The sequence below is a fragment of the Rhizobium etli CFN 42 genome, assembly GCF_000092045.1.
In the GTDB taxonomy this organism is placed as follows: Bacteria; Pseudomonadota; Alphaproteobacteria; order Rhizobiales; family Rhizobiaceae; genus Rhizobium; species Rhizobium etli.
The window spans coordinates 536,932-560,196 of sequence record NC_007761.1 but is presented as its reverse complement, the minus strand read 5'-3'; the positions used below and the strand labels follow the sequence as shown (position 1 = coordinate 560,196).

Below are 23,265 nucleotides of genomic sequence, written 5' to 3'. Positions count from 1 at the left end.
ATGCGTCTGCCCGCATCTGGCGGCGGCCACAAAAAAACTCAAGTCCTATTTCACAGGCAAAGCGGCCAATCCCGGAAAGGGCTTGCGGGCGGCGCGCCGCGACCTTATTCCAAGGGCAAACAGGAGATGGCGCATGTCCGATCAGGTGAACAGGTTTCTCGGCGATTCGCTCGGCCGCACGTTGATAAAACTCATCGTCGTGTCGCTGATCGTCGGCTTCGTCATGACCGTCTTCGGCCTGACGCCGTGGAACATCATCTATGGGTTCCGCGACTTCATCCTGGAAATCTGGCACCGCGGTTTTTCAGCGCTCGGGCGCGTCGGCGACTATCTCCTCCTCGGGGCGACGATCGTCATTCCGCTCTTCCTCATCCTTCGCCTTTTCAGCTATCACCGGTAACATGACCTCCATCGATCTTTCCCGCCGCGGCCTGCTGCGTCTTTCCGGACTGGCGTTCGCCGCCGGCATCGCCGGCTGCACCACCACGCCGCGCCTTGCCGGCACCCCTTCGAATGGCGAGGACGAGACGGCGAGCGTATTGCCGCTCGTCAATCAGCTGCGGGCCAAGAACGGCCTGCCGCCGCTGTCCGCCGATCCGGCGGCAAGCACCGCCGCCCTCTTCCAGGCGAAACGTATGGCAAGCGCCGGCAAGATGGCGCATCTCATGGGGATAACCGATAGTTTCGGCGCCCGCGTCAAGGCGAGCGGCGTGCGGCTGCCGGCGGCAGAAAACATCGCCTCCGGGCAGCGGAGCGTCGATGAAGTGGTGAAGGCCTGGATCAACTCGCCGCATCATCTGGAAAACATGCTGGGGCGCTATGACGGCCTCGGCGTCGCCGTCGCTCACAATTCATCTTCCAGGGACCTGCCCTATTGGGCCATGGTGCTTTCCAGCCGAGGCGATTCCGCCTCGATATGAGGCTGGTATGGATACGCGCAGCAACGACGCCTTCGCTTTCGACGTGACGCATCGGCTGGTGCTGTCGATCGCCATTCCGATGACGCTCGGATTCCTGACGACGCCGCTGCTCGGGCTGACGAGCACCGCCGTCGTCGGTCATATGGGTGACCCGGAAGCGCTGGCGGGGCTCGCGATCGGTGCAATGCTCTTCGATCTGATCCTCGGCAGCTTCAATTTCCTGCGGGCATCGACGACCGGGCTGACGGCGCAGGCCTATGGCCGGCGGGACCAGCAGGAACAGCAGGCGGTATTCGCCAGGGCACTGATCTCGGCGCTCGGCTGCGGGCTGGCACTGCTCTGTCTTTCGCCGTTGCTCAAGGCGGCGGGTCTGCGGCTGATGGGCGCGGAAGGCGCGATCGCCGAGGCGACCGCCACCTATTTCTCGATCCGCATGCTGGCAGCGCCGGCCGCACTCGCCAATTACGCCATTCTCGGCTTCGTGCTCGGGCGCGGACAGGGCAGCGTCGGACTGCTGCTGCAGGCGCTGATCAACGGCATCAATATCCTGCTGTCCATCTATCTCGGCCTGTCGCTCGGCTGGGGCGTGGCTGGTGTCGCCTGGGCAACCATGGCCGGTGAGATGGCTGGCGCGCTCGCCGGGCTTTTTGTCGTGCTCAGCGGCTTTGCCAAGGCGGAGCGGCCGGCGTGGTCGGAGATCTTTTCCCGGCATCGCCTGGCGGAGCTTTTCGCCCTCAACCGCGATATCCTGATCCGCACCTTCGTGTTGATCGGCGCCTTCGCGATCATGACGCGGATCGGCACCGGCTTCGGCGCGGTGACGCTTGCCGCCAATGCCGTGCTGATGAATTTCTTCCTGCTGTCAGGCTATTATCTCGACGGGCTTGCGAACGCCGCCGAGCAGATCACCGGCCGGGCCGTCGGCGCGCACTACCGGCCGGCCTTCGACCGCGGGCTGAAGCTGACGATCCTCTGGTCCTTCGGGCTGGCGGCGATCGTCTCCGCCTTCTTCTGGCTCGCCGGTCCATGGCTGATCTCGGTGCTGACCACCTCGCCCGAGGTGCGGCAGGCGGCAGCGACCTATCTGCCCTGGGCGGCGGTGACGGGGCTCACCGGCGCCCTTGCCTTCCTGATGGACGGCGTCTTCATCGGCGCGACGTGGTCGGTCGACATGCGCAACCGGATGCTGATGTCTTTTGCCGGCTACCTCGCCATGCTCGCCGTCTTCGTGCCGCTCTTCGGCAATCACGGCCTGTGGCTTGGGATGAACGCCTTTCTGCTGTTCCGCGGCTTCTTCCTGGCCATGCTGGTCAGGCCGCGGGCCGATCAGACCTTCCGCGCCGCCCAATAATCCAGCCTGCTGTCGCGCAACGCGCGGATCGAGCCGGCCTTTTCGCGGTCGAGCAGCGCCGAAAGACCGCGAACGATAGTGCCGGGCAGGCCAGGACCTTCATAAACCATGCAGGAATAGAGCTGGACGAGATCGGCGCCAGCCCTGATCTTCTCCAGCGCCGTTTCGGCCGAGGAGACGCCACCGACGCCGATGATCGGCAGATCAGGGCCGACGCGCTTGCGCATCCTGGCAAGCACCGCCGTCGACTTTTCAAACAGCGGCACGCCGGAGAGACCGCCCGCCTCCTTCGCCTGTCGCTGGTCCTTGAGACCGTCGCGCGACAGCGTGGTGTTGGAGACGATCAACCCATCCAGCGGATGCGCGAGCGCTTCCGCGGCGATATCGTCCATGCCTTCCTCGGTCAGGTCAGGGGCGATCTTCAGAAAGACCGGGATCTTCCGGCCGGATTTCTCCGCCATCTCGTCGCGCACCGCAAGCACGGCCGACAGCAGCGCCGCAAGGCTTTCGCGCGCCTGCAGGTCGCGCAGGCCCGGCGTATTCGGCGAGGAGATGTTGGCGGTGAAATAACGGGCGACGGAATGGAAGCGGCGGATGCCGGCGACGTAATCGGCGATGCGGTCTTCGCTGTCCTTGTTGGCGCCAATATTGACGCCGAAGATGCCGGTGCCCGTCAATTCAGCGAGCCGCCTGAAGGCGGCCTCATGGCCTTCATTGTTGAAACCGAGGCGGTTGATGACCGCTTCATCCTCGACCAGACGGAAGATGCGCGGGCGCGGATTGCCGGATTGCGGCTTTGGCGTCACCGTGCCGATTTCGGTAAAGCCGAAGCCGAGCTTCAAGAGCGCCTCCGGCACCTCGGCATTTTTGTCGTAGCCGGCGGCCATGCCGAGCGGATTTTCGAAGGTAAGGCCGGCGATGGTCTGGCGAAGGCGCGGATCCGGAGCGATCTGACAGGCGGGCACCAGCCCGGATTTCAGCGCCGCGATCGACATGCCGTGCGCCGTTTCCGGATCGAACAGGAAGAGGCCCCTGCGGGCGAGACGCTGGAAGGGATCGATCATGGCTGCAGCTCCGGAAAAATGTGGGCGCCGGTCTCGTCGAGCGGCAGCCGCACCTCCCAGAGCACGGCCGCAAGCGGCAGATCGGCGTAGAGATGCGGAAACAGATCGCCGCCGCGGGAGGGTTCGAAGATCAGCTTGTCACCGAGGCCGCTGCCATCAACGGCAACCAGCATGAGGCCGGACTGGCCGGCAAAATGCAGGGCGGCGGTCTGCTTGACCTGGTCGGCCGTCGAAAAATGGATGAAGCCGTCCTTGAGATCGATGCCGGCGCCATGAAAAACACCGCTTTGTCTGGCTTGCTGCCAGAGCGTTTCCGTCACGATCTTGTAAAGGGTCGGTGTCAGGGTCATCATGGCCTCGCGATTGCTGGTCCTCGATCACCAGCGCTTTGCCGGAAAGAGGCGGCAATGTCCACGCCCCGGCGCTCAAAAACAGGACCCGCCCAGGCAAAATCCGGAGGATGAGATGATGAAGATTTTGGTTCTCACACTTGGCGCTGTTCTCCTGCCGCTGGCAGCCGTCGCGGCCGAGGCCGATGCGGGCCGCTTTCAGCTGGAAAAAAGCGGCGATCATTTTGTCCGGCTCGACCGCCAGACCGGCGCCATGTCGATCTGCCAGGACAAGGACGGCGCTCTCGTTTGCCGCATGGCCGCCGACGAGCGGGCGGCCTATGACGACGAACTCGACCGGCTTTCGCAGCGGGTGACGAAGCTGGAACAGCGCGGCCTCGTCGAGCGAGCACTGCCGAGCGATGCCGAAGTCGAGCGCTCGATCAGCATCATGGAGAAGATGATGAAGAGTTTCATGGGGATGGTGAAGGAGTTCCAGGCCGAGGAAAAGGCCAATCCCCTTCCGCAGAAGACCTGATCTGATATAATCTATCAGCAGATATGCATGGATCGCAGTGGGGACGGCGTCGCATGCAGCATGATCGGGCTCTTGGGAGGGAGTTTTCGATGCAGGAACAGACCATCATCATTGCCGACGACCATCCGCTGTTCCGCGATGCGTTGCGCCAGGCCGTCATCGGCATGGAAGGCTGCCAATCGATCGTCGAAGCCGGCGATTTTGTCGCCGCGCGGACCGCAGCCGGCGCCCATCCCGACGCCGACCTGATGCTGCTCGACCTCGCCATGCCCGGCGTCAGCGGCTTTTCCGGCCTGATGGCATTGCGCGCCGAATTCGCCAGCCTGCCGATTATCATCGTCTCGGCGACCGACGACGCAACGACGATCCGCCGGGCCTTGGAACTCGGCGCTTCCGGCTTTATTTCCAAATCCTCCGGCATCGAAGACATCCGCCGCAGCATCCAGACCGTGCTTGCCGGCGATATCGCCACGCCGGAAAGCTATCGCGACGGCCAGGAGCAGGATCCTGATGTCGCCGATCTGATCCACCGCCTGCATACGCTGACGCCGCAGCAGAGCCGGGTGCTGACCATGCTGGCCGAAGGGCTGTTGAACAAGCAGATCGCTTATGAACTCGGCGTCTCCGAGGCGACGATCAAGGCGCATGTTTCGGCAATCCTCTTGAAACTCGATGTCGACAGCCGCACGCAGGCCGTCATCCAGCTCGGCAAGATCAACATGGCGATGGTCGCCTGAGGGCAGCAGAAACCCCGATAGCAGGATTTTATTCCTCCTTTACCTTTACCCGCGCCGCGCGGTCGGTTACACTCCGGCCGGCTGAAGCGCGGCCTCGGACAGGCTGCACGAAATCGGGCGCATATGCTGTCACACAAGCAAATCTGGGAGGCGATCGACAGGCTTGCCGAACGGCACGAGCTGACGCCATCCGGTCTTGCTCGCCGCGCCGGACTCGACCCCACCTCTTTCAACAAGTCGAAACGGCTTTCCGCCGATGGACGGCTGCGCTGGCCGTCGACGGAATCGATCGCCAAGGTGCTCGATGCGACAGGGGCGAGCATGGAGCAGTTTCTCGCCTTCATGCAACCGGCCTCCAGTTCCTCCGGAGAGCGGATCGGAGAGCGCGCCGGGCCGTCGCCAGGCGGCGCCATTCCGCTACTCGGCTTCGCCCAGGCCGGGGCCGGCGGCTTCTTCGACGATGGCGGCTTTCCGGCCGGTCATGGCTGGGATGTGGTGGAGTTTCCGCCCAAGCCGTCGCAGAGATCCGGCGTCTATGCGCTGGAGGTGCAGGGCGAGAGCATGATGCCGCTTTATCGCGACGGCGATGTGCTGATTGTCGAACCCGGGGCGCAGGTGCGCCGCAACGACCGCGTCGTCGTGCGCACATGCACGGGCGAGGTGATGGCGAAGGTGCTCTTGCGCCAGAGCCCGCGGTCGATCGAGCTGATGTCGCTCAATCCCGAACATCCCAACCGTACGCTTGATCTTGCCGATGTCGATTGGATCGCCCGCATCATCTGGGCCAGCCAGTAGGAAGATATTCCATGCGTCCTGCCGCCGTCTTTACAGGTATCATAGGGATGGCGGTAGTGGCAGACCGGCAATGGCCCTGCGGCATGACGGCGAAGACGGCGCTGCTCCAGCTCTTGCGCAACCGCAGCCTCACCTGCGATTCCGACGCGGTCGAATGGAAGGGAACGGCGATCGCCGCATGCCGACTCGGCACGCAGGATCTCGGTACGTGGCTCGCCGAAAACGGCTGGGCGGAAGCAAAGGCGGGTTGCCGCTTTCATCCGTCGCCGAGAGGGCGAAACAGGCGCAGAAAGGCATCACGGCGGCGATCCGCGCCGCAAGGCCGCCCGCCGGCGCGAGATGCTGCCGATCTCTTGTAATGGCCGCCGCCAGTTCCTAATCTGGGCTGATCAACAAGGAATCAGAGATGAACAAGCCGCTTTCCGCCCATGATGCGCTGATCTACGTGATGGTGATGGCCTCCGCCGTCGACAGCACCATGAACGACAGGGAGATGGAAAGGATCGGCCAGCTGATCGGCTTCCTGCCGGTTTTCCGGGATTTTGATGACGATAAGCTCATTCCGATCGCGCGCGACTGCGCGGCGCTGCTGGCCGGGCCCGAGGGCCTCGACGTCGTTCTCGAAACCGTCCGCGATACCCTGCCTGCAAAACTCTACGATACGGCCTACGCGCTTGCCGTCGAGGTGGCCTCCGCCGATCTCTCGGTCAAGGCGGAGGAATTGCGGCTGCTCAGCCTGCTGCGCGACCGCCTCGGCCTCGACAAGCTCACCTGCGCGGCGATCGAACGCAGCGCGATTGCCCGCTTCCGCAAGGGCTGAATCCCACGGGATCAATAGAGCCCGTAGGGAAAATACCGCAGATAGATTTCCTGAAGACGGCCGTTGCGCGACAGCGCGGCAAGCGCATGGTCGATGGCCGAAGTCAGCACGCTGTCCTTCTGCCGCAGCATGATCGTCATGCCCTCGCCGAGGAATTGTTCGGAGAGGTAGGGGCCGTCGAAGAGCGCGCAGCATTTGTCGGAGGCGAGCGAAGAGACCCAGAAGGAAAGCTGCAGCGCATCGGCGAAGGCGGCATCGACCTTGCGCTCCTTCAGCGCTGCAAGCAGGGCGTCCTTCGTGTCGAAAGCCTGTGCTTTCAACGCCGGGAAAAAGGCGGCCAGCATCGCCTCATGCACCGTGCCTTTGACGACGCCGACCGGATGGTTCGAGAGCGCAGCAGCGGTCTTTCCATCGAGCGGGGCGGCGAGATTGCGCACGAAGCGCGCCGGCAGCATCAGATATGGCCTCGAGAACAGGAATTGGCGGCGCAACTCCGGGGTTACCGCAAGGCCGGCGATGACGGCATCGCCCTGCGAGGCGGCGAGCGCATCCTTAAGGTCGGTGAAAGGCATCGCCTGGATCTGGCACTTGTCCGAAATCTCCAGCTCGCCGCAGATTTCGCGGGCGAGATCGACGTTGAAACCGGAAAGCTTGCCGTTCTGATCGGTGAAATTAAAAGGCGGGAAATCGACCGACGTCAGAAAGCGCAGGCGGACCAGCGAGGAGAGATCCGGCCTGGCGAGACGCTCGCGGGCATCGAAGAGCAACGGCAGCGAGGGCGCAGCTTGCTGGGCGAATGCCGCAAAGCTCGAAAACACCGCTGCCAGAAACAGGCCGACCGCTAGAAAAGCCCTGATAGTCGGGGATGCCTGCTGGGATTCAATCATGGTGATCCAGTTTCGGGTTGGGGTCGACGAGATGTAACAGAGTCATGCCCGGCGGGGAATATCTATGGACGTGGGCTAGCATCGGCTGCGGCATACTCCAAGGCCTCTCATTGGCCGCGGCATCCTCCCACGCCCCTTATCCTGAGGCGCTGGGCTAAAGGCCGGAGCCTCGAAGGACACGCTCCAGATGGCGCAAACCTCCTGCTCCCCTCAAAATTAAGGGCGGGACTGCGCCTGCGCGTTAGCGCGGAATTAAAGAATATCGCCTCTATTTGTCGCGACGATACCGACCCCACCAGTCGATTGCATGATGCATGCGTCAACTCCCTTTCCGGCGCCGCGACAATCAGCAGCGCTCTTTACAAATCCAGTTTCCAAACACCGGACGCGCGGCGCGCCCGGCCAGATCGGGTGACATTTCCCATGTTGAAGCATCTGAAAATCCGCACCAAAATCATATCGGTCGTGTCGCTGCTCGGGCTGATCACGATGGCGGGGCTGGTCTATGTCATCTCCGAATTCCGCCGGGCGGACACCGCCTATAGCGCCTTTATCGACCATGAGGCGCAGGCCTCAATGCTGAGCGCGCGCGCCAGCGCATCGGTGGTGGCCTCGGTGCTGCAGGTCACCCTGCTGGCCGACATGAAACCCGATACGCCGGCTTTCCAGACGGCGCTTGCCACACCCAGCAAGCTGCCGCAGGCCCGTGACCGGATGAAGCAGGCCCTCACACTGGTTCCGAGCCGCAAGGCGGCAATCGACGAAATCCAGGCCGGTATCGATGATATCGAAGCTTTGGCCAACAAGATCATCGAGCAGAGCAAGGCCAAGGACAGCGCCGGCGCGCTCGCGAATGTCGCGCTGATCAATGCCAAGCTCGACGCGCTGACGCCGAAGATGATCGCCAACAACGATGCGATGATGGCGCTGCTCAATGACGGCGGAGACGCGCTTTCGGCTTCCGTCGATGGCCGGATCACCTTCTGTCTCATCCTGATCGGCATTGCCGTTCTCGCCGCGGTCGGCATCAGCATCGCCGTCGCACAGTGGGGCATTTCAGGCCCGATGGCGCAACTGCGGCTGCGCATGGCGCGCCTTGCCGAGGGCGACACCGACAGCGAGATCGTCGGCCTCGACCGCGGCGATGAGATCGGCCAGATGGCAAAGGCGGTTTCGATCTTCCGCGACAACGCCATCGAGCGTCGCCAGATCGAGGCGCGCGCCGAGGCCGACCGCAGCGTCAGCGACGGCGAGCGCCGCGAACGCGAGGCGCAGAAGGCGCGCGAAGCGTCCGAACTCGACCGCGCGGTCGCAGCCCTCGGCGACGGCCTGCGCCGCCTTGCCGCCGGCGATCTCGCCTCGCATATCAACGAGCCCTTCGTCGCCCATCTCGACGCGCTGCGCCAGGATTTCAACCATTCGGTCGAAAAGCTCAACGAGACCCTGCAGGCGGTCGGCGCCAATGCGCGGGCAATCGGCGCCGGCGCCAACGAGATCCGGTCTTCCGCAGACGAGCTTTCCCGGCGGACGGAACAGCAGTCGGCCTCGGTCGAAGAAACCGCAGCGGCACTGGAAGAAATCACCACAACGGTGCGCGACGCCGCCAAACGCGCCGAGGAGGCGAGCCAGCTCGTCACCCGCACGCGCCTCGGCGCCGAAAAATCCGGCGAGATCGTCCGCAGGGCCGTCTCCGCGATGCAGCAGATCGAACAGTCCTCGGCCGCGATCGGCAACATCATCGGCGTCATCGACGACATCGCCTTCCAGACCAATCTGCTGGCGCTCAACGCCGGCGTTGAGGCGGCGCGGGCCGGCGAAGCAGGCAAGGGCTTTGCGGTGGTGGCGCAGGAAGTGCGCGAGCTTGCGCAGCGCTCCGCCAAGGCGGCCAAGGAGATCAAGGACCTGATCACCAATTCCGGCACGCATGTGCAGACCGGTGTGTCGCTGGTCGGCGAGACCGGCAAGGCGCTCGACGCGATCGTCACCGAGGTGCAGGAAATCAACCAGCACGTCCACGCGATCGCCGAAGCGTCGCGCGAACAGTCGATCGGGCTGCAGGAGATCAACACCGCGGTCAACACCATGGACCAGGGCACGCAGCAGAATGCGGCGATGGTCGAGCAGTCGACCGCCGCCAGCCACAGCCTCGCCACGGAGGCGACGGCACTCAACAATCTGCTCGGCCAGTTCCGGCTGACCGGAACCGGCAGCTTCGCCGCCGCCGCACAGATCACCTCGGCCCGGTCGCCGACCGCCCTGCGTGCGCCAGCGCGCCCGGTGGCCAAGCCCCCTGCGATCCGCGTCGCCCGGGAAGGCACCGCCCGCCCGACCGCCTCGCCGGCGCGCGCCCTCGGCCAGACCCTCGCCAACGCCTTCGGCGGCGGCAGCACGCCGTCGAAGAGCCACGAGGCGGACTGGACGGAGTTTTGAGGCAAACAATACTCTCAGTGTCCGCCTGCCCTTCATCCGCCTGCCGGCACCTTCTCCCCGCTTGCGGGGCGAAGGGGACATGACGCAAGCTCTCCGTTTCGCGCAGCCTTCTCTTTGCAGCAAAACACCTCTCGCCTCGGTTTAACCCGGCCGCCAACCTACCTCGACGAGGATATTTCCCGGCGCCGTGCAATAAAACAGCCAGCCGCCGCGCATGGCGGCCGGCGGACCGGAGAGCACGGCACCAGCAGCAACAAGTCCGGCATGGACAGTATCGACATCCGCCCTTTTCGGCAGAATGAAGCCGATATGATAGGTCTGGCGGCCTATCTCCACCTGGTCGGCGGTGCCGAACTTGGCGATGGCGTGGCTCAACACGATTTCGAGGCCGGCATCATCCTCTAGGATCGCCAGGCCGTTGTTGCTGCGCATATCCTTCAGCTTCAGGCCGAAATGGCGGATGAAGAAATCCGCCGTCCCAGCAATATCGGGTACGTGAAAATCGAGATGGTTCAGGCGCATTGACAGTCTCCGTTCAAAATTATCCCGGGACTGACTTTTGCCGTCTCCGCACGCCGCCGGGATGCCGCATTTGCATGCGGATCACGTCGCGGGTTCTCGTGCCCTGGGGCACGGAGCAGAGCTTCGTCAGAGCGCTTTGACGCTCGGACGGAAGGGATCGGGCTTACCTCAACCGATCCTGCCTTTTTCGACGATGCCGATCTAGCAGACGACGCCGGCTTCGGCAATGGAAGGGCTGAAGCGATCGCGGCACTCCAGGCGCTGCTTCGCGAAGGCGTGAAGGCGAAGATGGCGTTTCATCTGGCAAGCAGGATGCAATCAGGAGTAAGATCGCCGCTTCGGCGCATCGGAAGGATGGACATGAAACCCGCACTCCTCGGCCTCATCGGCACCCTTGTTCTTGCCGGGTGCAACAGCGTTTCCTACTATGGCGGCCCCGGCCTCGAGCCGATCCCAGGCAGCATCACCTATAACGGCCAGCCGCGCAGCAAGCTCACCAAATCACCACCCGGCTCCAGCTTCCCGCATGATTTCACCGACCAGTATGGCCGGCAGGTGGAGGAAACCTACATCATCCAGCCGGATCGAAGCCTGATCATTGCGCATCGGCAATACAAGCCGATCCGGTTCTTTGGGGATTAGGTCTTCATTGGCATGGCGTTGCTTGAGGTCGAGCAAACGCCCAATTCAGTTTCGGTTCAAGAGATAGATGACGTCGGCGGCCGCCTGGGCACCCTGACGATACTGTTGAGGCCGACGACGTCTGAAAGTTTAAGCGAAATTCAGGAGGCGTTTCGTTTACCGAAGCCGAATGTCCTTCTCAGACTGCCGTCGACCGCGTTTGCCGGCATGAACCTGCGCAGCCGGCTGAGCAGGGTCGCCTGGCCTCCAGCGGGTTGGCGCATTCGGTATGGACCGTTGATTGCGGCTAGAATCTTTTCTGCGACTGAAAGCGCCGATGGCGCGGTTCTGATCTGGGCCTGTACCGCCTTGATGGTCGCATCGGCCTGTGTTGCGTAGGCACCCAGGGGTGCTGCGGTTTGCGCCGCGTTTACATCGAGCTTGGTGTTCGTGAAGGTCGGTTCAAGCAGCACCACACGCACGTTGAACTCGCGAATCTCATGGTCCAGCGACTCCGATAGTCCTTCGAGCGCATGCTTGCTGCTGGCATATATTCCCATGAACGGTGCCGGCAGGAAGCCCAGGACCGAACTGATATTGATGATGAGCCCGCTGCGGGCGGCGCGCATGGAGGGCAAAGCAGCGCGGATCATACGCAAGGGGCCGAAAACGTTGGTATCGAATACGGCCAAAGCTTCGGAAGGCGAGGTGTTTTCGACAGGGCCGACCAGCGAAACGCCGGCATTGTTGATCAGGATGTCGATCTTGCCCGCTTCGGAAAAAACCCATTCAACAAAATTGGCGACCGAGGCGTCATCGGTCACATCAACAGTCCCATAGCGCACGCCGGGAATGGCATTGGCGCGCTGCGGGTTCCGGACGCCTCCAAAGACCTCGAACCCGTTTTGCGCAAGAAGGCGCGCCGAAGCCTCGCCTATTCCGGAAGATGCTCCGGTGATCACTACAACCTTATCTTTAGACATGCATGCTCCTTGATTGGCGCGGGTCATCAATTATGGGCTTCAGCAGAAGCGGCTGCCTCGGCAACACAGGCATCACTCGGCAGCCAATGCTGCCTGCAGTTCCACGTCCTCTGGTGAATTCTCGTGACTTTCGTTCTTCGCCGGCTTGATGCGGAACCATGTGGCGTAGAGAGCCGGAAGGAAGAGCAGGATCATCACCGTGCCGACCGCAGTTCCACCGATCAGCGTGTAGGCCATCGACCCCCAGAACACCGAGTGGGTGAGAGGAATGAAGGCAAGCACGGCCGCAAGGGCTGTCAGAATGACGGGACGCGTCCGCTGCACCGTCGCCTCGATGACGGCGTGATAATCGTCGAGACCGGCTGCCTTGTTCTCCTTGATCTGTTCCGTCAGGATCAAGGTATTGCGCATCAGGATTCCGGCCAATCCGATCAATCCGAGAATGGCGTTGAAGCCGAAGGGCTGATTGAAGAGCAGCAGGACCGGAACCGCCCCGGCAAGACCGAGCGGCCCCGTCAGCATGACCATGGTCATGGTCGACAGGCTGCGGACCTGCAGCACGATCACGATCAGCATGGCGGCAATCATCGCCGGGAAGATTTTGACGAGGGCGTCGTTGGCCTTGAGCGACTCCTCGATGTTCCCGCCCATCTCGATACGATAGCCCACAGGCAGCGTGGCGATCAGCGGCTGAAGCGCCTTCATGACCTGCTGGGACACCTCGGGGGGCTGCGTCGCCTCGTCGATATCGGAACGGATCGTGACAACGGGCGTGCGGTCGCGACGTTTCAGGATTGGCTCCTCGAACCGGATTTCGGAATGACCGATCTGATCGAGCGGGACCTGGCGGCCATCCCGGCTCATCAGCGAGAAGTCCGCCAATCGCGACGGGTCAAGCCGGTTGTCGCCGGCACTGCGGGCGACGACAGGCACGTTGCGGATATTCTCGCGAACCTCGGTAATCGGAATCCCGCTCAGCAGCAACTGCATCTGCTGGGCGGCCTCCGCCGGCGAAAGCCCGATCAGGCCCAGCCGTTCCTGGTCGGGAACGAAGCGCAGCACCGGAGTGCGGTTGCCCCAATCGCGGTTTGCCTGACGCACATCCGGCACGCTCTTCATGATCTCCAGGGCCTTTTCGGAGATCCGGTACAATTGGTCGGCATCAGGACCCATGATGCGGAATTCGACCGGAAACGGCGTATAGGGACCGAAGACGAGCTGGGTGACGCGGACATAGGCTTCGGGAGCGAGCCCATCCGAGATGGCCGCGCGCAGGCGAAGCTTCAAAGCCTCGCGTGTGTGGGCGTCAGGAGTCAGCACGACGATCTTGGCGAAGGACGGGTCCGGCAGCTCAGGGGCCATGGCAAAGAAGAAGCGGGGAGCGCCCTGACCGGTATAGCTCGTGACTGTCTTCGCCTCCGGCTGCTGCTGCAGCCAGTCTTCGAGCTTCCCGACCGTTGCGGCCGTGGTTTCGATACTGGTCCCTTCAGGCATGCGGACTTCAACCAGAACCTCCGGACGATCCGAGGTCGGGAAGAACTGCTGTTTCACCGCTCCCATGCCCACGACAGAGACCGCCATGACGATGGCGACCACCGCACATGTGACGAACTTGTGGCGCACGGTAAATTCGATCATCCCCCGCAGACGCCGGTAATTCGGCGTGTCGTAGATGGCGTGATGGCCGCCTTCGACCGGTTTGATCGCCGGCAACATCTTGACGCCGAGATATGGCGTGAAGATCACCGCGACAATCCACGACACGATCAAGGCAAAGCCCACGACCCAGAAGATATTGCCGGCATATTCGCCGGCGGTCGACCGGGCAAAGCCGACCGGCATCAGACCGATGATCGTCACGAGCGTGCCTGATAGCATCGGGGCGGCCGTATGGCTCCAAGCATAGGCGGCCGCCTTGATGCGGTCCATCCCCTCTTCCATCTTCACCACCATCACCTCGATGGCGATGATCGCGTCGTCGACCAGAAGGCCGAGCGCGAGGATCAGCGCACCAAGGGTGATGCGATCGAAGAACCGGCCGGTCTCCAGCATGATGAGGAAGACGACGGCAAGGGTCAACGGAACGGCCAGAGCCACGACGATCCCGACGCGCCAACCAAGGCTGACGAGGCTGACGAACAAGACGACGCCGAGCGCCATGGCGAATTTCAGCATGAATTCGCCGACGGCTTCCTGGATGTTGACGGCCTGGTCGCTGACCTTGGCGAGCGTCATGCCGAGCGGCAGGGTCTTGGCGATCGCGGCGGATCTTTCCTCCAGCGCCTTGCCGAGTTCCAGACCGTTCCAGCCCTGCTGCATCACCGCGCCCAGCATGATGGCGGGCTCGCCGTCATGGCGGATGAGATAGGTGGCCGGATCCTCATAGCCGCGCCGCACTTCGGCCAAATCGGAGAGTTTCAACGTGCGTCCGGCCGCGACGATCGGCGTGTCTGATATCGCCTGGATGCTGTCATAGGCGCCGTCGAAGCGAATGAAGACCTGCGGGCCGCGGGTGTCGATCGACCCCGCCGGCGTCACGGTATTTCGCCGCTGCAAAGCGGCTGCGACATCTTGCGCAGAAATGCCGAGCGTCGCCAGCTTGGCATAGGAAAATTCGACAAAGATCTGTTCGGGCCGCTCACCGAGAATGTTGATCTTCTTGACTCCAGGCACATGCAGAAGATCCTGGCGGATCACCTCGGCCTGGCGCACAAGCTCGCGCATCGGCATGCCCTTGGCCTTCAGCGCATAAAGACCGAAGCTGACATCGGAATACTCGTCGTTGACGAAAGGACCGAAGACGCCCTGGGGCAGATTGCGGGCTTCGTCCCCAAGCTTCTTTCGGGCCTGATAGAACTCCTCTTCGACCGCCGTGGATGGCGTACTGTCCTTCAGCGTCACAGTCAGAAAGGCGTATCCCGGCCGGGTTGTCGTCTCGACACGATCGTACCAGTTGAGTTCCTGGAGGCGCTTCTCCAGCGGCTCGGCGACCAGATCCTGCATCTCGCGCGCCGTGGCACCCGGCCACACGGTCGTCACGGTCAAGGTCTTGATGGTGAATGAGGGGTCCTCCGCGCGCCCAAGCTTGACGAAGGCATAGGCGCCGGCGGCGGCCAGCAGAATGATGAAGAACAGCGTAACGGCCCGTTCGCGGACGGCGAGCGCGGAGAGATTGAAGTTCATTGTTTTGCCGCCTCTGCCTGTTCTACCTTGGTGCGCACGCTGGCGCCGTCCTGCAGCAGATGGGCGCCGAGAGCGACGACCGGCTCGCCTGCTTTGACGCTGGAAACCACCGCGACCTCCTCGCCTATTTGTTCAATTTTCACCTGCCTGAAGTGGACGGTCGAAGATTTCTCATCGAAGACCCACACGCCGGTTCGGCTGCCGTCGTCCAAAACCGCGCCGACAGGCACCGCGGCCTGTGATTGGCCCCTGCTGTTGGAGATCCTGATCGTCACCGTCGCGCCCAGCGGGGCCGACGCTGCCGCGCCATCCAGAACCCAGCGTGCTTCATAGGTGCGGGTTTGAGGGTCGGCCGCGTCGGAGATCTGCCGCAGCCGCGCCTTGTCCCGCCGGCCTTCGCTTCCGTAGATGCTGGCATCGGCTGTTTCGCCGATCTCAGGCCGCAGGAATTCCGGAAGCCAGACCAGCGCTTCACGCGGACCGGCCTGTGCGAGCCGGACGACGGTTTGTCCTGCCGTCACCACCTGCCCCGGCTCTCCGAGCGTTTCGACAACCGTCCCATCGGTATCGGCAACGAGGATGGAATAGGCGGTCTCGTTCTCTGCGACCTTCGCGTCCGCTTCCGCCGCGGCAAGCTGCGCCGTCGCGGTGTCGAGAGCTGCCTTCGCCTGTTCATAGCGCTGCGGCGTCGCGGCCAATCCGTTTTTCACCAAGGCGGCATAGCGCCGCTCGTCGGCTTGCGCCTGGATCAGCACTGCTTGCGCCGCGGCAACCGCGTTTCGCTTCGCCGTCAGGGCGAGACGCAGATCGGTCTCGTCGATGCGCATCAGCGGCTGGCCAGCCTTAACCTGCACGCCAACGTCCACATAACGCTGCATGATCTTGCCGGGGACACGAAAACCGAGATTGCTCTGCACCCGGGCGGCAATGGTGCCCGTGAAGGTGCGTTCGGTGGCCTCCGGGTTTTTTGCCTCCACCAGCTTGACAAAGGGGGGTGCCGTGCGGGCATCGGCGGCTTTTGCACTGGCTTTGGAGGGCTCCTCGAAAAGCACGAAAGCGGTGGCGCCGGCAGCAGCCACAAGTGCGAAAGCGCCGAGTAATATTTTGCGATTCATCTCATTAACCCTTATTGACCGGCACGGCGGATCATTTAGATTGCGATCTAACTCTAAAACTGGTATAGATGTCAAATGAAATCTAATTGGAGGTCGCTATGAGAGTCAGCCGTGCCCAGGCCGAGGCCAACCGCGAAACAGTGATCAACGTCGCAAGCCGGCTCTTCCGGGAGCATGGTTTCGACGGCATCGGGCTGAAAGATCTGATGAAAGGTGCCGGCCTCACCCAGGGCGGATTCTACAAACAGTTCCGATCGAAAGACGATCTTGCGGCGCTGGCATCCGGGCGAGCGATGGAGAGTGCAATTCGCCGGTGGTCGAGGGTTGCTGCGGGAAGCAGCGATCCCTTCGGCGCGGTTGTCGGCATGTATCTCTCAACCGGGCACCAGGAAGAGAAAGGCGACGGCTGCCCCCTGGCCGCGCTCGGGTCCGACGCAGCGCGTCAGAGCGAAGAGGTGCGCGCTCCATTCCAGAATGGCATCGAAGCTCACCTTCAGGTTCTCGACGAATTGATCCCAGCATCGGACGGCACAAAACAGTACGAGAAAGCCATGGTCGTGCTGTCCCTCATGGTCGGCGCCGTAACCATATCTCGCATCATGACCGATCAGGCCATGTCGGAGCGACTGCTGGAGACCGCCGCCGATGCAGTCAAGCACATTGCGGGCGGCACAGAAGAGGAATGAGACCTCGATTCCCCAAATCGGACGTCTTTTTCACCTCGCAGAGCGGCGCATTCTCGGGCCATCGTTAACTGCACTGCCGCTCGCAAAGCGCGGTCCTGCCGCTCTCAGGCGCAAATTGAACAGGCTCGCATGCTTCATAACACCGCACTCACCCCACGAATGGCCGGCGCAGACTTCGACGGAATGTTGGAGACGTTTCTGGGAGCCGCCCGCTTTGACGCATTGCCGGCTCGTAAGCTGCTAGTCTAGTCGGCCTTGGGTCGTCGGCCCGGTTCCACTCGTAATTAGCTTTTTCGTTCGTAAAAGATCTTCATCAAACTGGTGCGCGGGATTGTCGTATGGGGCCGGGCGATTTCGAGCCGGGGTGCGGCGGTGGTGGTCGTAACCGATAGCAGAAAAATTGCTATCGAGACGATCCATGTTGGAAGTAGACTGGCAAAAATATAGCTGGGCGCAGCGAGGGCAGAGCGTGGGTTCAATAGAAAAATATCTCGATTCCCATGGAGAAATCGTACCAATAACTCTTTTGTCATTGGTCCTCGTATTTCTGATTAGTGTAGAAATTAGAGAGATACTCTTCTATAGGAAAAATGGCTGGAATTTTGATCTGGACAGTAACGTTGGATTGAAGGTCTATAACGGGGATTCGAATTCCGAAGAGGATCTTACTTCAAATAAATCCAGGGTTTGCTACGGAACTCCGTTCGCGATTGCTGTATGTGCGATTGCATTGATTCCGTTCGTGCTGTTTTTGTTTTCGAAGTAAATTGCTGATTTCTAAGCTGATATTGGACGTCGTTAGACGATGATATACAAAACGGTTGAGGTGCAATGGAGCGGGTGAAGGGAATCGAACCCTCGTATTCAGCTTGGGAAGCTGCTGCTCTACCATTGAGCTACACCCGCGATGAAGCGAGATTTCCAACAGAAGGGGGCCGCTGTCAAGTCGGCTGAGCGCAGCCCGTCAGATGCGGAAGTGTTTCGAGAGTTTCAGGCCCTGGGCCTGGTAGTTGGAGCCGAGGCCGGAGCCGTAGAGGCTGGCGGGCTTTTCCTGCATGTGTTCATAGACCAGGCGGCCGACGATCTGGCCGTCTTCGAGGATAAAGGGCACTTCATGGCTGCGCACTTCGAGCACGGCGCGGCTGCCGCGCCCGCCGGCCGGCGCATGGCCGAAGCCCGGATCGAAAAAGCCGGCATAGTGGACGCGGAACTCGCCGACCAGCGGATCGAAGGGGGTCATCTCGGCGGCATAATCCGGCGGCACGTGCACGGCCTCGCGTGAGACGAGGATATAGAATTCGTCGGGATCGAGGATCAGCTCGTTGCGGCCGCGGCTATAGAGCGGCTCCCAGAAATCGAAGATGTCGTGCTGGTCCTTCTCGTCGATATCGACGACGGCGGTGTGGTGCTTGCCGCGATAGCCGATCAGGCCGTCCTTGTCGCCGCTGAGATCGATCGACAGCGCGATGCCGCCGCCCGACACGTTCGGCTGCTTGCTGGCAACCAGCGTCTCGCTTTCATGCAGCTTCAGAAGTTCCGGCTCGCCGAGCACGGATTGGCCGACGCGGAAGCGGATCTGCGACAGGCGCGAGCCGCGGCGCACGACGATCGGAAAGGTCCGCGGGCTGATTTCGAGATAGAGCGGGCCGGAATAACCTGCCGGGATCTTGTCGAATTCCTGGGCGTAGTCGGTGATGACGCGGGTGAAGATATCGAGCCTGCCGGTCGAGCTCTTCGGATTGGCCGACGCCGACATGTCGGCCGGGAGCGCGAGGCTCTCCATCAGCGGCACGATATAGACGCAGCCGGTTTCGAGCACCGCGCCCTGGGACAGATCGATCACGTGCAGGCTCAGCCGATCGAGCTTGTCCGACACCAGATGCGAAGGCCCCGGCATGAAGGAAGCGCGCACACGAAAAGCCTTGCTTCCTAAGCGCAGGTCGAGACTTGCCGGCTGGATCTGATCGCGGTCGAGCTCCCGCTCGGAGTTCAGACGCCCCGTTTCGAACAGCGCCGCAATCGCGCGGTCCGCCAGAATTCCAGTTTCGCGAGCCATCATGCCCCATCCATCATTTTGCCGCCGACAAAACCAAATACGGGGAATTGACGCAAGCAGCTAACAGCAGTATTGCAGAATTATCCCGTGGTGATTTGGCCGGTCGGCTTGCAGCCACGTTAAACAAGTGGCTAAAAAGACCGGGTTGAAACCGGTCTGCTTTTGCGGCCGGTTTTTTTGTTATGTGAAGGTGATGGCATGAGCAAGACCTGGCGCCCGGCAACCCAACTCGTCCATGGCGGCACGCTGCGTTCGCAATATGGCGAAACGTCGGAGGCAATCTATCTCACCCAGGGTTTCGTCTATGACACGTCGGAGGCGGCCGAAGCCCGCTTCAAGGGCGAAACGGACGGCTTCATCTACGCCCGCTACGGCAGCCCCACCAATGACATGTTCGAAAAGCGCATGTGTGCATTGGAAGGCGCCGAAGATGCCCGTGCCACCGCCTCCGGCATGGCGGCCGTCGCCGCCGCCGTTCTCTGCCAGGTGAAGGCAGGCGACCATATCGTCGCCGCCCGCGCCCTGTTCGGCTCCTGCCGTTGGGTCGTGGAAACGCTGGCGCCGAAATACGGCGTCGAGTGCACGCTGGTCGACGGCCGGGATCTCGCCAACTGGGAAAAGGCGATCCGCCCGAATACCAAGGTGTTCTTCCTGGAAAGCCCGACCAACCCGACGCTCGAAGTAGTCGATATATCAGGCGTCGCCAAGCTCGCCAATCAGGTCGGCGCCAAGCTGATCGTCGACAATGTTTTTGCGACGCCGCTCTTCCAGAAGCCCTTGGAGCTCGGCGCTCATATCGTCGTCTATTCCGCAACCAAGCATATTGACGGCCAGGGCCGCTGCCTCGGCGGCGTGGTGCTCGCCGACAAGGCATGGATCGACGAGAACCTGCACGACTATTTCCGTCATACCGGCCCAGCCATGTCGCCGTTCAATGCCTGGACGCTTCTGAAGGGCATCGAGACACTGCCGCTGCGCGTGCGCCAGCAGACCGAGAATGCAGCGAAGATCGCCGATTTCCTGGCGGAGCAAGGCAAAGTCGCCAAGGTGATCTATCCCGGCCGCAAGGACCATCCGCAGGCCGAAATCATCGCCAAGCAGATGACGGGTGGCTCGACGCTCGTCTGCTTCGAGCTGAAGGGCGGCAAGGAGGCGGCCTTCGCGCTGCAGAACGCGCTTGAGATCATCAAGATTTCCAACAATCTCGGCGACAGCAAGAGCCTGATCACCCATCCGGCAACGACCACGCACAAGAACCTGACGGAAGAGGCGCGCGCCGAACTCGGCATCTCGCCGGGCACGGTGCGGCTTTCGGCCGGCATCGAGGACACGGACGACCTGATCGAGGATTTCGCGCGGGCGCTTACCAAAGTTTCGGCCTGAGCGACTGGAATAGCGGCCGGACTTCGTCCGGAGCCGGCCGCCGATCCGCGGGAACAAGTCCACCCGCGCTGGCGTTGCGAAGTAAAATTAACGCTGACAGTTAGGCTTAACGATCGAAAACCCTTCGATCATCACCATTTGACCGATGATAAACGTTCCGTTTCTTGACGAACAGGGCCTCTTTATAAGATACGGGTAACATATCTTGACTATGGTGCAAGGCATGTATCGCGCCCTCACAAGAGATATCGAAGTCGTGGTCGAACCGTTCTATCTGGAGGAGCAATCCGATCCGGAGGACGATCGCTATGTCTGGGGTTACCGGATCGTCATCAGCAACAATTCCGGCGTCGCCGTTCGTCTGGTCAACCGCTACTGGAACATCACCGACCAGAACGGCCAGGTAGACGAGGTGACCGGCCCCGGCGTCGTCGGCGAACAGCCGCGGCTCAGCCCCGGCGATACCTACGAATATTCCTCCGGCTGCCCGCTCGACACGCCCTCCGGGCTGATGTTCGGCCATTACCAGATGGAAACGGATGAAGGCGAGCTTTTCGACGTCGACATCCCCGCCTTCTCGCTGGATTCACCGGGGCTGCTGCGCGTGCTGAATTGAGGGGCAAGTTCCCACTCAAGAGATTGCCGAGATCTGAAAAAGTCCCTCGTCACAAGGGGAGGGGCTAGAGCCTTTCATGTTTTGACGGAAGCGTAGCCAGCATTTGAGAAGTAGTTGGCGCATTCCTCTGGCTTGATAGTGTCGGCGAGTATGCCCAGATGGCGCCAGGTTTCCTCGATGGTTCGCTTTTGGGCCTGGCGCATCCAGTGCTTGATCTTGGCGAAGGCCTGCTCGATCGGGTTAAGGTCGGGGGAATATTTCGGCAGGAACCAGAGCCTGGCGCCGACGGCCCTGATGGCATCGCGGATGGCCTTGGCTTTGTGAGAGCCGAGATTATCGAGGATGACGATGTCGCCAGGTTTGAGGGTCGGGATCAACTGCTGGCGGACATAGGCGTGAAAGCATTCGCCATTGATGGGACCGTCGAAGACGCAGGGTGCAGTGAGCTTGTCGCAGCGTAGGGCGCCGAGGAAGGTGAGGGTGCGCCAGCGGCCATGCGGGGCAAAGCCGCGTAATCTTTTGCCCCTCGGCCCCCAGCCGCGTAACGGCGCCATGTTGGTGCGGATCCAGGTCTCGTCAATAAAGACGAGCCGCTTCGGATCGAAGCGGTCTTGCCAGGCTTTCCAGCGAGCTCTGCGGCGGGCAATGTCGGCGCGGCCCTGCTCAAGGGCGAACAGCGTTTTTTTTAAAGCTCAAGCCCTCGCGGCGCATGAATTGCCAGATGGCATTGTGGGAGACGCTCACACCGCGGGCGGCTAACTCATCCTTCAGCCGATGTAGCGTCAGATGTGATGTCTGCTCGATCTGCTCGACAATGAAGGCGCGGTGCGGCTCCAGCACACGTCGGCGATGGCCGCCCATCTTACCGGGCGACACACTACCGGTGGCCCGATAACGCTGCGACCACTTCACCACGGATGAGATAGCTATGTTGAACCGCTCCGCCACCACCCGGCAGCTCTGACCGTCCACAACCGCTGCAATGACTCGCTCGCGAAGATCATTCGAATAGGGTCGCGTCATGGATGCTGGCCTCCATTCCAGCATCCATCATGAATCACAAATCTGCTGATTTGGGAATCCCGCACCGATTCCGATAAGAAATGATCCGCTCTAACGCAATGCGCCAAATGCAGCAGACATCAGCGTCTTTGGGGAGACGGTGAAATGGAAAACGGTGGGTGCGGCATCCAAGCCTCTCCCCTTTTGGGAGGGGTTTTTGGCGCCGAGAATTATTCCGCCGGCTGAAGCTCGGCCGCTTCGAAGCGGTAGGTGGTCGAGCAGAATTCGCAGGTGACGGATATCTCGCCGTTTTCCTGGCTGGCCTCGATCTCCTCGGCGGTGAAACCCTTCAGCACGTTGCCGATCTTTTCCCGCGAACAGCTGCAGCGGTCGAAGACGGCGCGGGGCTCGAAGACGCGCACGCCGCGCTCGTGGAACAGGCGGAACAACAGCCGTTCGGTGCCGACAAGCGGATCGGTCAGCTCGTCGGCGTCGATGGTCTCGACCAGCGAGCGGGCTTCGGTCCAGGCATCGTCCTCACCATGCGGGCGGTCGCCGGTGTCGCCGTCGCCGCCGTGGAGATCGGGCTGGCGCATACGCTCCGGCGCCTCCGGCAGGAACTGGGCGACGAGGCCGCCTGCCCGCCAGCGGTGGCGCGGCTTGCCGGCGTCGTCACGGTCGAAGAGTTCGGCCGCAGCCAGGCGCACACGCGTCGGGATCTGCTCCGACTGGCGGAAATAGACGCCGGCGATCTCCTCAAGCGAGGTGCCGTCGAGCGCGACAATGCCCTGATAGGGCTGAGCAAACTTGCCCTGATCGATGGTGAAGGCGAGCACGCCCTTGCCGAGCAGTTGCTCCGGCTCGGTCTCGCCTGACGCAATGGCCTGGTCGAGCAGCGCCCGATCGAAACGGGCATAGGCGCGCACGTTCTCAGGTGTCGAGAAATCGGCGACGAGCAGATCGACCGGGCCGTCGCCCTTGGTCTGCACGGTGAACTTGCCGTCAAACTTCAGCGAGGTGCCGAGCAGCACCGTCAGCACGACGACTTCGGCAAGCAGCCGGGCGACGGGCGCGGGATAATGATGGCGCTCGAGGATCGCATCGAGCATCGGGCCGAGCTGGACGGCGCGGCCGCGCACATCCAGACCCTCCACCTGAAAGGGGACGACATGATCATCGCCGGCGAAATCGAACTGGCCGAGGGCGGCTGCAGCTTCTGCCATGGCT

General features: G+C 62.1%; 23 protein-coding genes, 1 tRNA gene, 1 pseudogene and 1 riboswitch. Of the genes and pseudogenes, 14 read left to right on the top strand and 11 right to left on the bottom strand.

Annotated elements, in window-relative coordinates; all coding sequences use genetic code 11:
• Positions 1 to 133: 133 nt before the first annotated feature.
• Genes RHE_RS02745 through RHE_RS02735 form a run of 3 tightly spaced genes read left to right on the top strand, consistent with a single transcriptional unit; the run spans position 134 to position 2,271 of the window.
• Positions 134 to 400, top strand: a complete 267-nt coding sequence (locus tag RHE_RS02745) for a DUF6460 domain-containing protein (protein ID WP_004675818.1) — start codon at positions 134 to 136, stop codon at positions 398 to 400.
• Position 401: 1 nt separating this feature from the next.
• Entirely contained in the window at positions 402 to 920 is a 519-nt protein-coding gene (locus RHE_RS02740) for a CAP domain-containing protein (protein ID WP_011423913.1), read from the top strand.
• Positions 921 to 927: 7 nt separating this feature from the next.
• On the top strand, positions 928 to 2,271 hold the full coding sequence (locus RHE_RS02735; RefSeq protein ID WP_011423912.1) for an MATE family efflux transporter: 1,344 nt from the start codon (positions 928 to 930) through the stop codon (positions 2,269 to 2,271).
• On the opposite strand, the gene RHE_RS02730 is transcribed toward RHE_RS02735, so the two are convergent.
• Both RHE_RS02730 and RHE_RS02725 read right to left on the bottom strand, forming a co-directional pair.
• Positions 2,247 to 3,335 carry a quinone-dependent dihydroorotate dehydrogenase gene (locus RHE_RS02730; protein WP_011423911.1) on the bottom strand — a complete coding sequence of 363 codons (1,089 nt, stop codon included), beginning with the start codon at positions 3,333 to 3,335 and terminating at the stop codon, positions 2,247 to 2,249. The genes RHE_RS02735 and RHE_RS02730 overlap by 25 nt on opposite strands.
• Positions 3,332 to 3,685 (bottom strand): DUF952 domain-containing protein, encoded by a 354-nt coding sequence (locus RHE_RS02725; protein WP_011423910.1) that lies wholly within the window; start codon positions 3,683 to 3,685, stop codon positions 3,332 to 3,334. Before RHE_RS02725 ends, RHE_RS02730 begins: the two co-directional genes overlap by 4 nt.
• Before the next feature lie 118 nt (positions 3,686 to 3,803).
• On the opposite strand from RHE_RS02725, the gene RHE_RS02720 reads away from it, so the two are divergent.
• The 5 genes and pseudogenes from RHE_RS02720 (at position 3,804) to RHE_RS02700 (ending at position 6,554) form a co-directional block, all read left to right on the top strand.
• Positions 3,804 to 4,202: a hypothetical protein gene (locus tag RHE_RS02720; RefSeq protein ID WP_042119156.1), complete on the top strand. Its 399-nt coding sequence runs from the start codon at positions 3,804 to 3,806 to the stop codon at positions 4,200 to 4,202.
• Between the two features lie 89 nt (positions 4,203 to 4,291).
• Positions 4,292 to 4,939 (top strand): response regulator, encoded by a 648-nt coding sequence (locus RHE_RS02715; RefSeq protein ID WP_011423908.1) that lies wholly within the window; start codon positions 4,292 to 4,294, stop codon positions 4,937 to 4,939.
• A gap of 123 nt (positions 4,940 to 5,062) precedes the next feature.
• Positions 5,063 to 5,734, top strand: coding sequence for a S24 family peptidase (locus RHE_RS02710; RefSeq protein WP_011423907.1), 672 nt, complete (start codon positions 5,063 to 5,065; stop codon positions 5,732 to 5,734).
• Between the two features lie 59 nt (positions 5,735 to 5,793).
• Positions 5,794 to 6,055, top strand: a pseudogene (locus RHE_RS02705) (thermonuclease family protein); the annotation flags it as partial.
• Positions 6,056 to 6,140: 85 nt separating this feature from the next.
• The gene (locus tag RHE_RS02700) at positions 6,141 to 6,554 is read left to right on the top strand and encodes a tellurite resistance TerB family protein (protein WP_011423905.1); all 414 of its coding nucleotides are present in this window, start codon (positions 6,141 to 6,143) and stop codon (positions 6,552 to 6,554) included.
• Positions 6,555 to 6,565: 11 nt separating this feature from the next.
• Here the strand turns inward: RHE_RS02700 and RHE_RS02695 are convergent, their stop codons facing one another.
• Positions 6,566 to 7,441, bottom strand: a complete 876-nt coding sequence (locus tag RHE_RS02695; protein ID WP_020920318.1) for a transporter substrate-binding domain-containing protein — start codon at positions 7,439 to 7,441, stop codon at positions 6,566 to 6,568.
• 423 nt (positions 7,442 to 7,864) lie between these two features.
• Here RHE_RS02695 and RHE_RS02690 point away from each other — a divergent pair, with 423 nt between their 5' ends.
• Positions 7,865 to 9,871 (top strand): methyl-accepting chemotaxis protein, encoded by a 2,007-nt coding sequence (locus tag RHE_RS02690; RefSeq protein ID WP_042117840.1) that lies wholly within the window; start codon positions 7,865 to 7,867, stop codon positions 9,869 to 9,871.
• Between the two features lie 141 nt (positions 9,872 to 10,012).
• On the opposite strand, the gene RHE_RS02685 is transcribed toward RHE_RS02690, so the two are convergent.
• Positions 10,013 to 10,393 carry a VOC family protein gene (locus tag RHE_RS02685; RefSeq protein WP_011423902.1) on the bottom strand — a complete coding sequence of 127 codons (381 nt, stop codon included), beginning with the start codon at positions 10,391 to 10,393 and terminating at the stop codon, positions 10,013 to 10,015.
• 360 nt (positions 10,394 to 10,753) lie between these two features.
• Between RHE_RS02685 and RHE_RS02680 the strand changes: the two genes are divergently transcribed.
• Positions 10,754 to 11,035 (top strand): hypothetical protein, encoded by a 282-nt coding sequence (locus RHE_RS02680; RefSeq protein WP_041678811.1) that lies wholly within the window; start codon positions 10,754 to 10,756, stop codon positions 11,033 to 11,035.
• Positions 11,036 to 11,175: 140 nt separating this feature from the next.
• Here the strand turns inward: RHE_RS02680 and RHE_RS02675 are convergent, their stop codons facing one another.
• The 3 genes from RHE_RS02675 to RHE_RS02665 form a co-directional block, all read right to left on the bottom strand.
• Positions 11,176 to 11,997, bottom strand: coding sequence for an oxidoreductase (locus RHE_RS02675; protein WP_011423900.1), 822 nt, complete (start codon positions 11,995 to 11,997; stop codon positions 11,176 to 11,178).
• A gap of 72 nt (positions 11,998 to 12,069) precedes the next feature.
• Entirely contained in the window at positions 12,070 to 15,180 is a 3,111-nt protein-coding gene (locus RHE_RS02670) for an efflux RND transporter permease subunit (RefSeq protein WP_011423899.1), read from the bottom strand.
• Positions 15,177 to 16,295 carry an efflux RND transporter periplasmic adaptor subunit gene (locus RHE_RS02665; RefSeq protein WP_011423898.1) on the bottom strand — a complete coding sequence of 373 codons (1,119 nt, stop codon included), beginning with the start codon at positions 16,293 to 16,295 and terminating at the stop codon, positions 15,177 to 15,179. The genes RHE_RS02670 and RHE_RS02665 overlap by 4 nt, the downstream gene beginning before the upstream one ends.
• A gap of 98 nt (positions 16,296 to 16,393) precedes the next feature.
• On the opposite strand from RHE_RS02665, the gene RHE_RS02660 reads away from it, so the two are divergent.
• Both RHE_RS02660 and RHE_RS02655 read left to right on the top strand, forming a co-directional pair.
• Positions 16,394 to 16,981, top strand: a complete 588-nt coding sequence (locus tag RHE_RS02660; protein ID WP_011423897.1) for a TetR/AcrR family transcriptional regulator — start codon at positions 16,394 to 16,396, stop codon at positions 16,979 to 16,981.
• Between the two features lie 418 nt (positions 16,982 to 17,399).
• Positions 17,400 to 17,747: a hypothetical protein gene (locus RHE_RS02655; RefSeq protein WP_042117836.1), complete on the top strand. Its 348-nt coding sequence runs from the start codon at positions 17,400 to 17,402 to the stop codon at positions 17,745 to 17,747.
• A gap of 66 nt (positions 17,748 to 17,813) precedes the next feature.
• On the opposite strand, the gene RHE_RS02650 is transcribed toward RHE_RS02655, so the two are convergent.
• Positions 17,814 to 17,887 (bottom strand) — tRNA-Gly (locus RHE_RS02650).
• Positions 17,888 to 17,945: 58 nt separating this feature from the next.
• Positions 17,946 to 19,040 (bottom strand): 2'-deoxycytidine 5'-triphosphate deaminase, encoded by a 1,095-nt coding sequence (locus RHE_RS02645; RefSeq protein WP_042117833.1) that lies wholly within the window; start codon positions 19,038 to 19,040, stop codon positions 17,946 to 17,948.
• Between the two features lie 74 nt (positions 19,041 to 19,114).
• Positions 19,115 to 19,193, top strand: a riboswitch (SAM riboswitch).
• Positions 19,194 to 19,235: 42 nt separating this feature from the next.
• Here RHE_RS02645 and RHE_RS02640 point away from each other — a divergent pair.
• Positions 19,236 to 20,420: an O-succinylhomoserine sulfhydrylase gene (locus RHE_RS02640; protein ID WP_011423894.1), complete on the top strand. Its 1,185-nt coding sequence runs from the start codon at positions 19,236 to 19,238 to the stop codon at positions 20,418 to 20,420.
• A gap of 223 nt (positions 20,421 to 20,643) precedes the next feature.
• Positions 20,644 to 21,036, top strand: a complete 393-nt coding sequence (gene apaG, locus RHE_RS02635; protein ID WP_011423893.1) for a Co2+/Mg2+ efflux protein ApaG — start codon at positions 20,644 to 20,646, stop codon at positions 21,034 to 21,036.
• Between the two features lie 74 nt (positions 21,037 to 21,110).
• On the opposite strand, the gene RHE_RS32850 is transcribed toward apaG, so the two are convergent.
• Both RHE_RS32850 and RHE_RS02620 read right to left on the bottom strand, forming a co-directional pair.
• Positions 21,111 to 22,059 (bottom strand): IS630-like element ISRel6 family transposase gene (locus RHE_RS32850; RefSeq protein ID WP_086005013.1). Its coding sequence is split into 2 segments (ribosomal slippage): positions 21,111 to 21,722 and positions 21,724 to 22,059, totalling 948 coding nucleotides; the frame shifts between segments, so codons are not numbered across the junction.
• A gap of 209 nt (positions 22,060 to 22,268) precedes the next feature.
• Positions 22,269 to 23,261 carry an Hsp33 family molecular chaperone gene (locus tag RHE_RS02620; protein ID WP_011423891.1) on the bottom strand — a complete coding sequence of 331 codons (993 nt, stop codon included), beginning with the start codon at positions 23,259 to 23,261 and terminating at the stop codon, positions 22,269 to 22,271.
• Between the last annotated feature and the right edge of the window lie 4 nt (positions 23,262 to 23,265).

Coding starts and splice junctions, on each gene's coding strand:
- apaG (WP_011423893.1), top strand. CDS start 20,644: ATGTATCGCGCCCTCACAAGAGATATCGAAGTCGTGGTCGAACCGTTC.
- RHE_RS02660 (WP_011423897.1), top strand. CDS start 16,394: ATGAGAGTCAGCCGTGCCCAGGCCGAGGCCAACCGCGAAACAGTGATC.
- RHE_RS02715 (WP_011423908.1), top strand. CDS start 4,292: ATGCAGGAACAGACCATCATCATTGCCGACGACCATCCGCTGTTCCGC.
- RHE_RS02620 (WP_011423891.1), bottom strand. CDS start 23,261: ATGGCAGAAGCTGCAGCCGCCCTCGGCCAGTTCGATTTCGCCGGCGAT.
- RHE_RS02700 (WP_011423905.1), top strand. CDS start 6,141: ATGAACAAGCCGCTTTCCGCCCATGATGCGCTGATCTACGTGATGGTG.
- RHE_RS02640 (WP_011423894.1), top strand. CDS start 19,236: ATGAGCAAGACCTGGCGCCCGGCAACCCAACTCGTCCATGGCGGCACG.
- RHE_RS02645 (WP_042117833.1), bottom strand. CDS start 19,040: ATGATGGCTCGCGAAACTGGAATTCTGGCGGACCGCGCGATTGCGGCG.
- RHE_RS02655 (WP_042117836.1), top strand. CDS start 17,400: ATGTTGGAAGTAGACTGGCAAAAATATAGCTGGGCGCAGCGAGGGCAG.
- RHE_RS02735 (WP_011423912.1), top strand. CDS start 928: ATGGATACGCGCAGCAACGACGCCTTCGCTTTCGACGTGACGCATCGG.
- RHE_RS02695 (WP_020920318.1), bottom strand. CDS start 7,441: ATGATTGAATCCCAGCAGGCATCCCCGACTATCAGGGCTTTTCTAGCG.
- RHE_RS02720 (WP_042119156.1), top strand. CDS start 3,804: ATGAAGATTTTGGTTCTCACACTTGGCGCTGTTCTCCTGCCGCTGGCA.
- RHE_RS02670 (WP_011423899.1), bottom strand. CDS start 15,180: ATGAACTTCAATCTCTCCGCGCTCGCCGTCCGCGAACGGGCCGTTACG.
- RHE_RS02740 (WP_011423913.1), top strand. CDS start 402: ATGACCTCCATCGATCTTTCCCGCCGCGGCCTGCTGCGTCTTTCCGGA.
- RHE_RS02730 (WP_011423911.1), bottom strand. CDS start 3,335: ATGATCGATCCCTTCCAGCGTCTCGCCCGCAGGGGCCTCTTCCTGTTC.
- RHE_RS02665 (WP_011423898.1), bottom strand. CDS start 16,295: ATGAATCGCAAAATATTACTCGGCGCTTTCGCACTTGTGGCTGCTGCC.
- RHE_RS02685 (WP_011423902.1), bottom strand. CDS start 10,393: ATGCGCCTGAACCATCTCGATTTTCACGTACCCGATATTGCTGGGACG.
- RHE_RS02680 (WP_041678811.1), top strand. CDS start 10,754: ATGAAACCCGCACTCCTCGGCCTCATCGGCACCCTTGTTCTTGCCGGG.
- RHE_RS02745 (WP_004675818.1), top strand. CDS start 134: ATGTCCGATCAGGTGAACAGGTTTCTCGGCGATTCGCTCGGCCGCACG.
- RHE_RS02675 (WP_011423900.1), bottom strand. CDS start 11,997: ATGTCTAAAGATAAGGTTGTAGTGATCACCGGAGCATCTTCCGGAATA.
- RHE_RS02690 (WP_042117840.1), top strand. CDS start 7,865: ATGTTGAAGCATCTGAAAATCCGCACCAAAATCATATCGGTCGTGTCG.
- RHE_RS02710 (WP_011423907.1), top strand. CDS start 5,063: ATGCTGTCACACAAGCAAATCTGGGAGGCGATCGACAGGCTTGCCGAA.
- RHE_RS02725 (WP_011423910.1), bottom strand. CDS start 3,685: ATGACCCTGACACCGACCCTTTACAAGATCGTGACGGAAACGCTCTGG.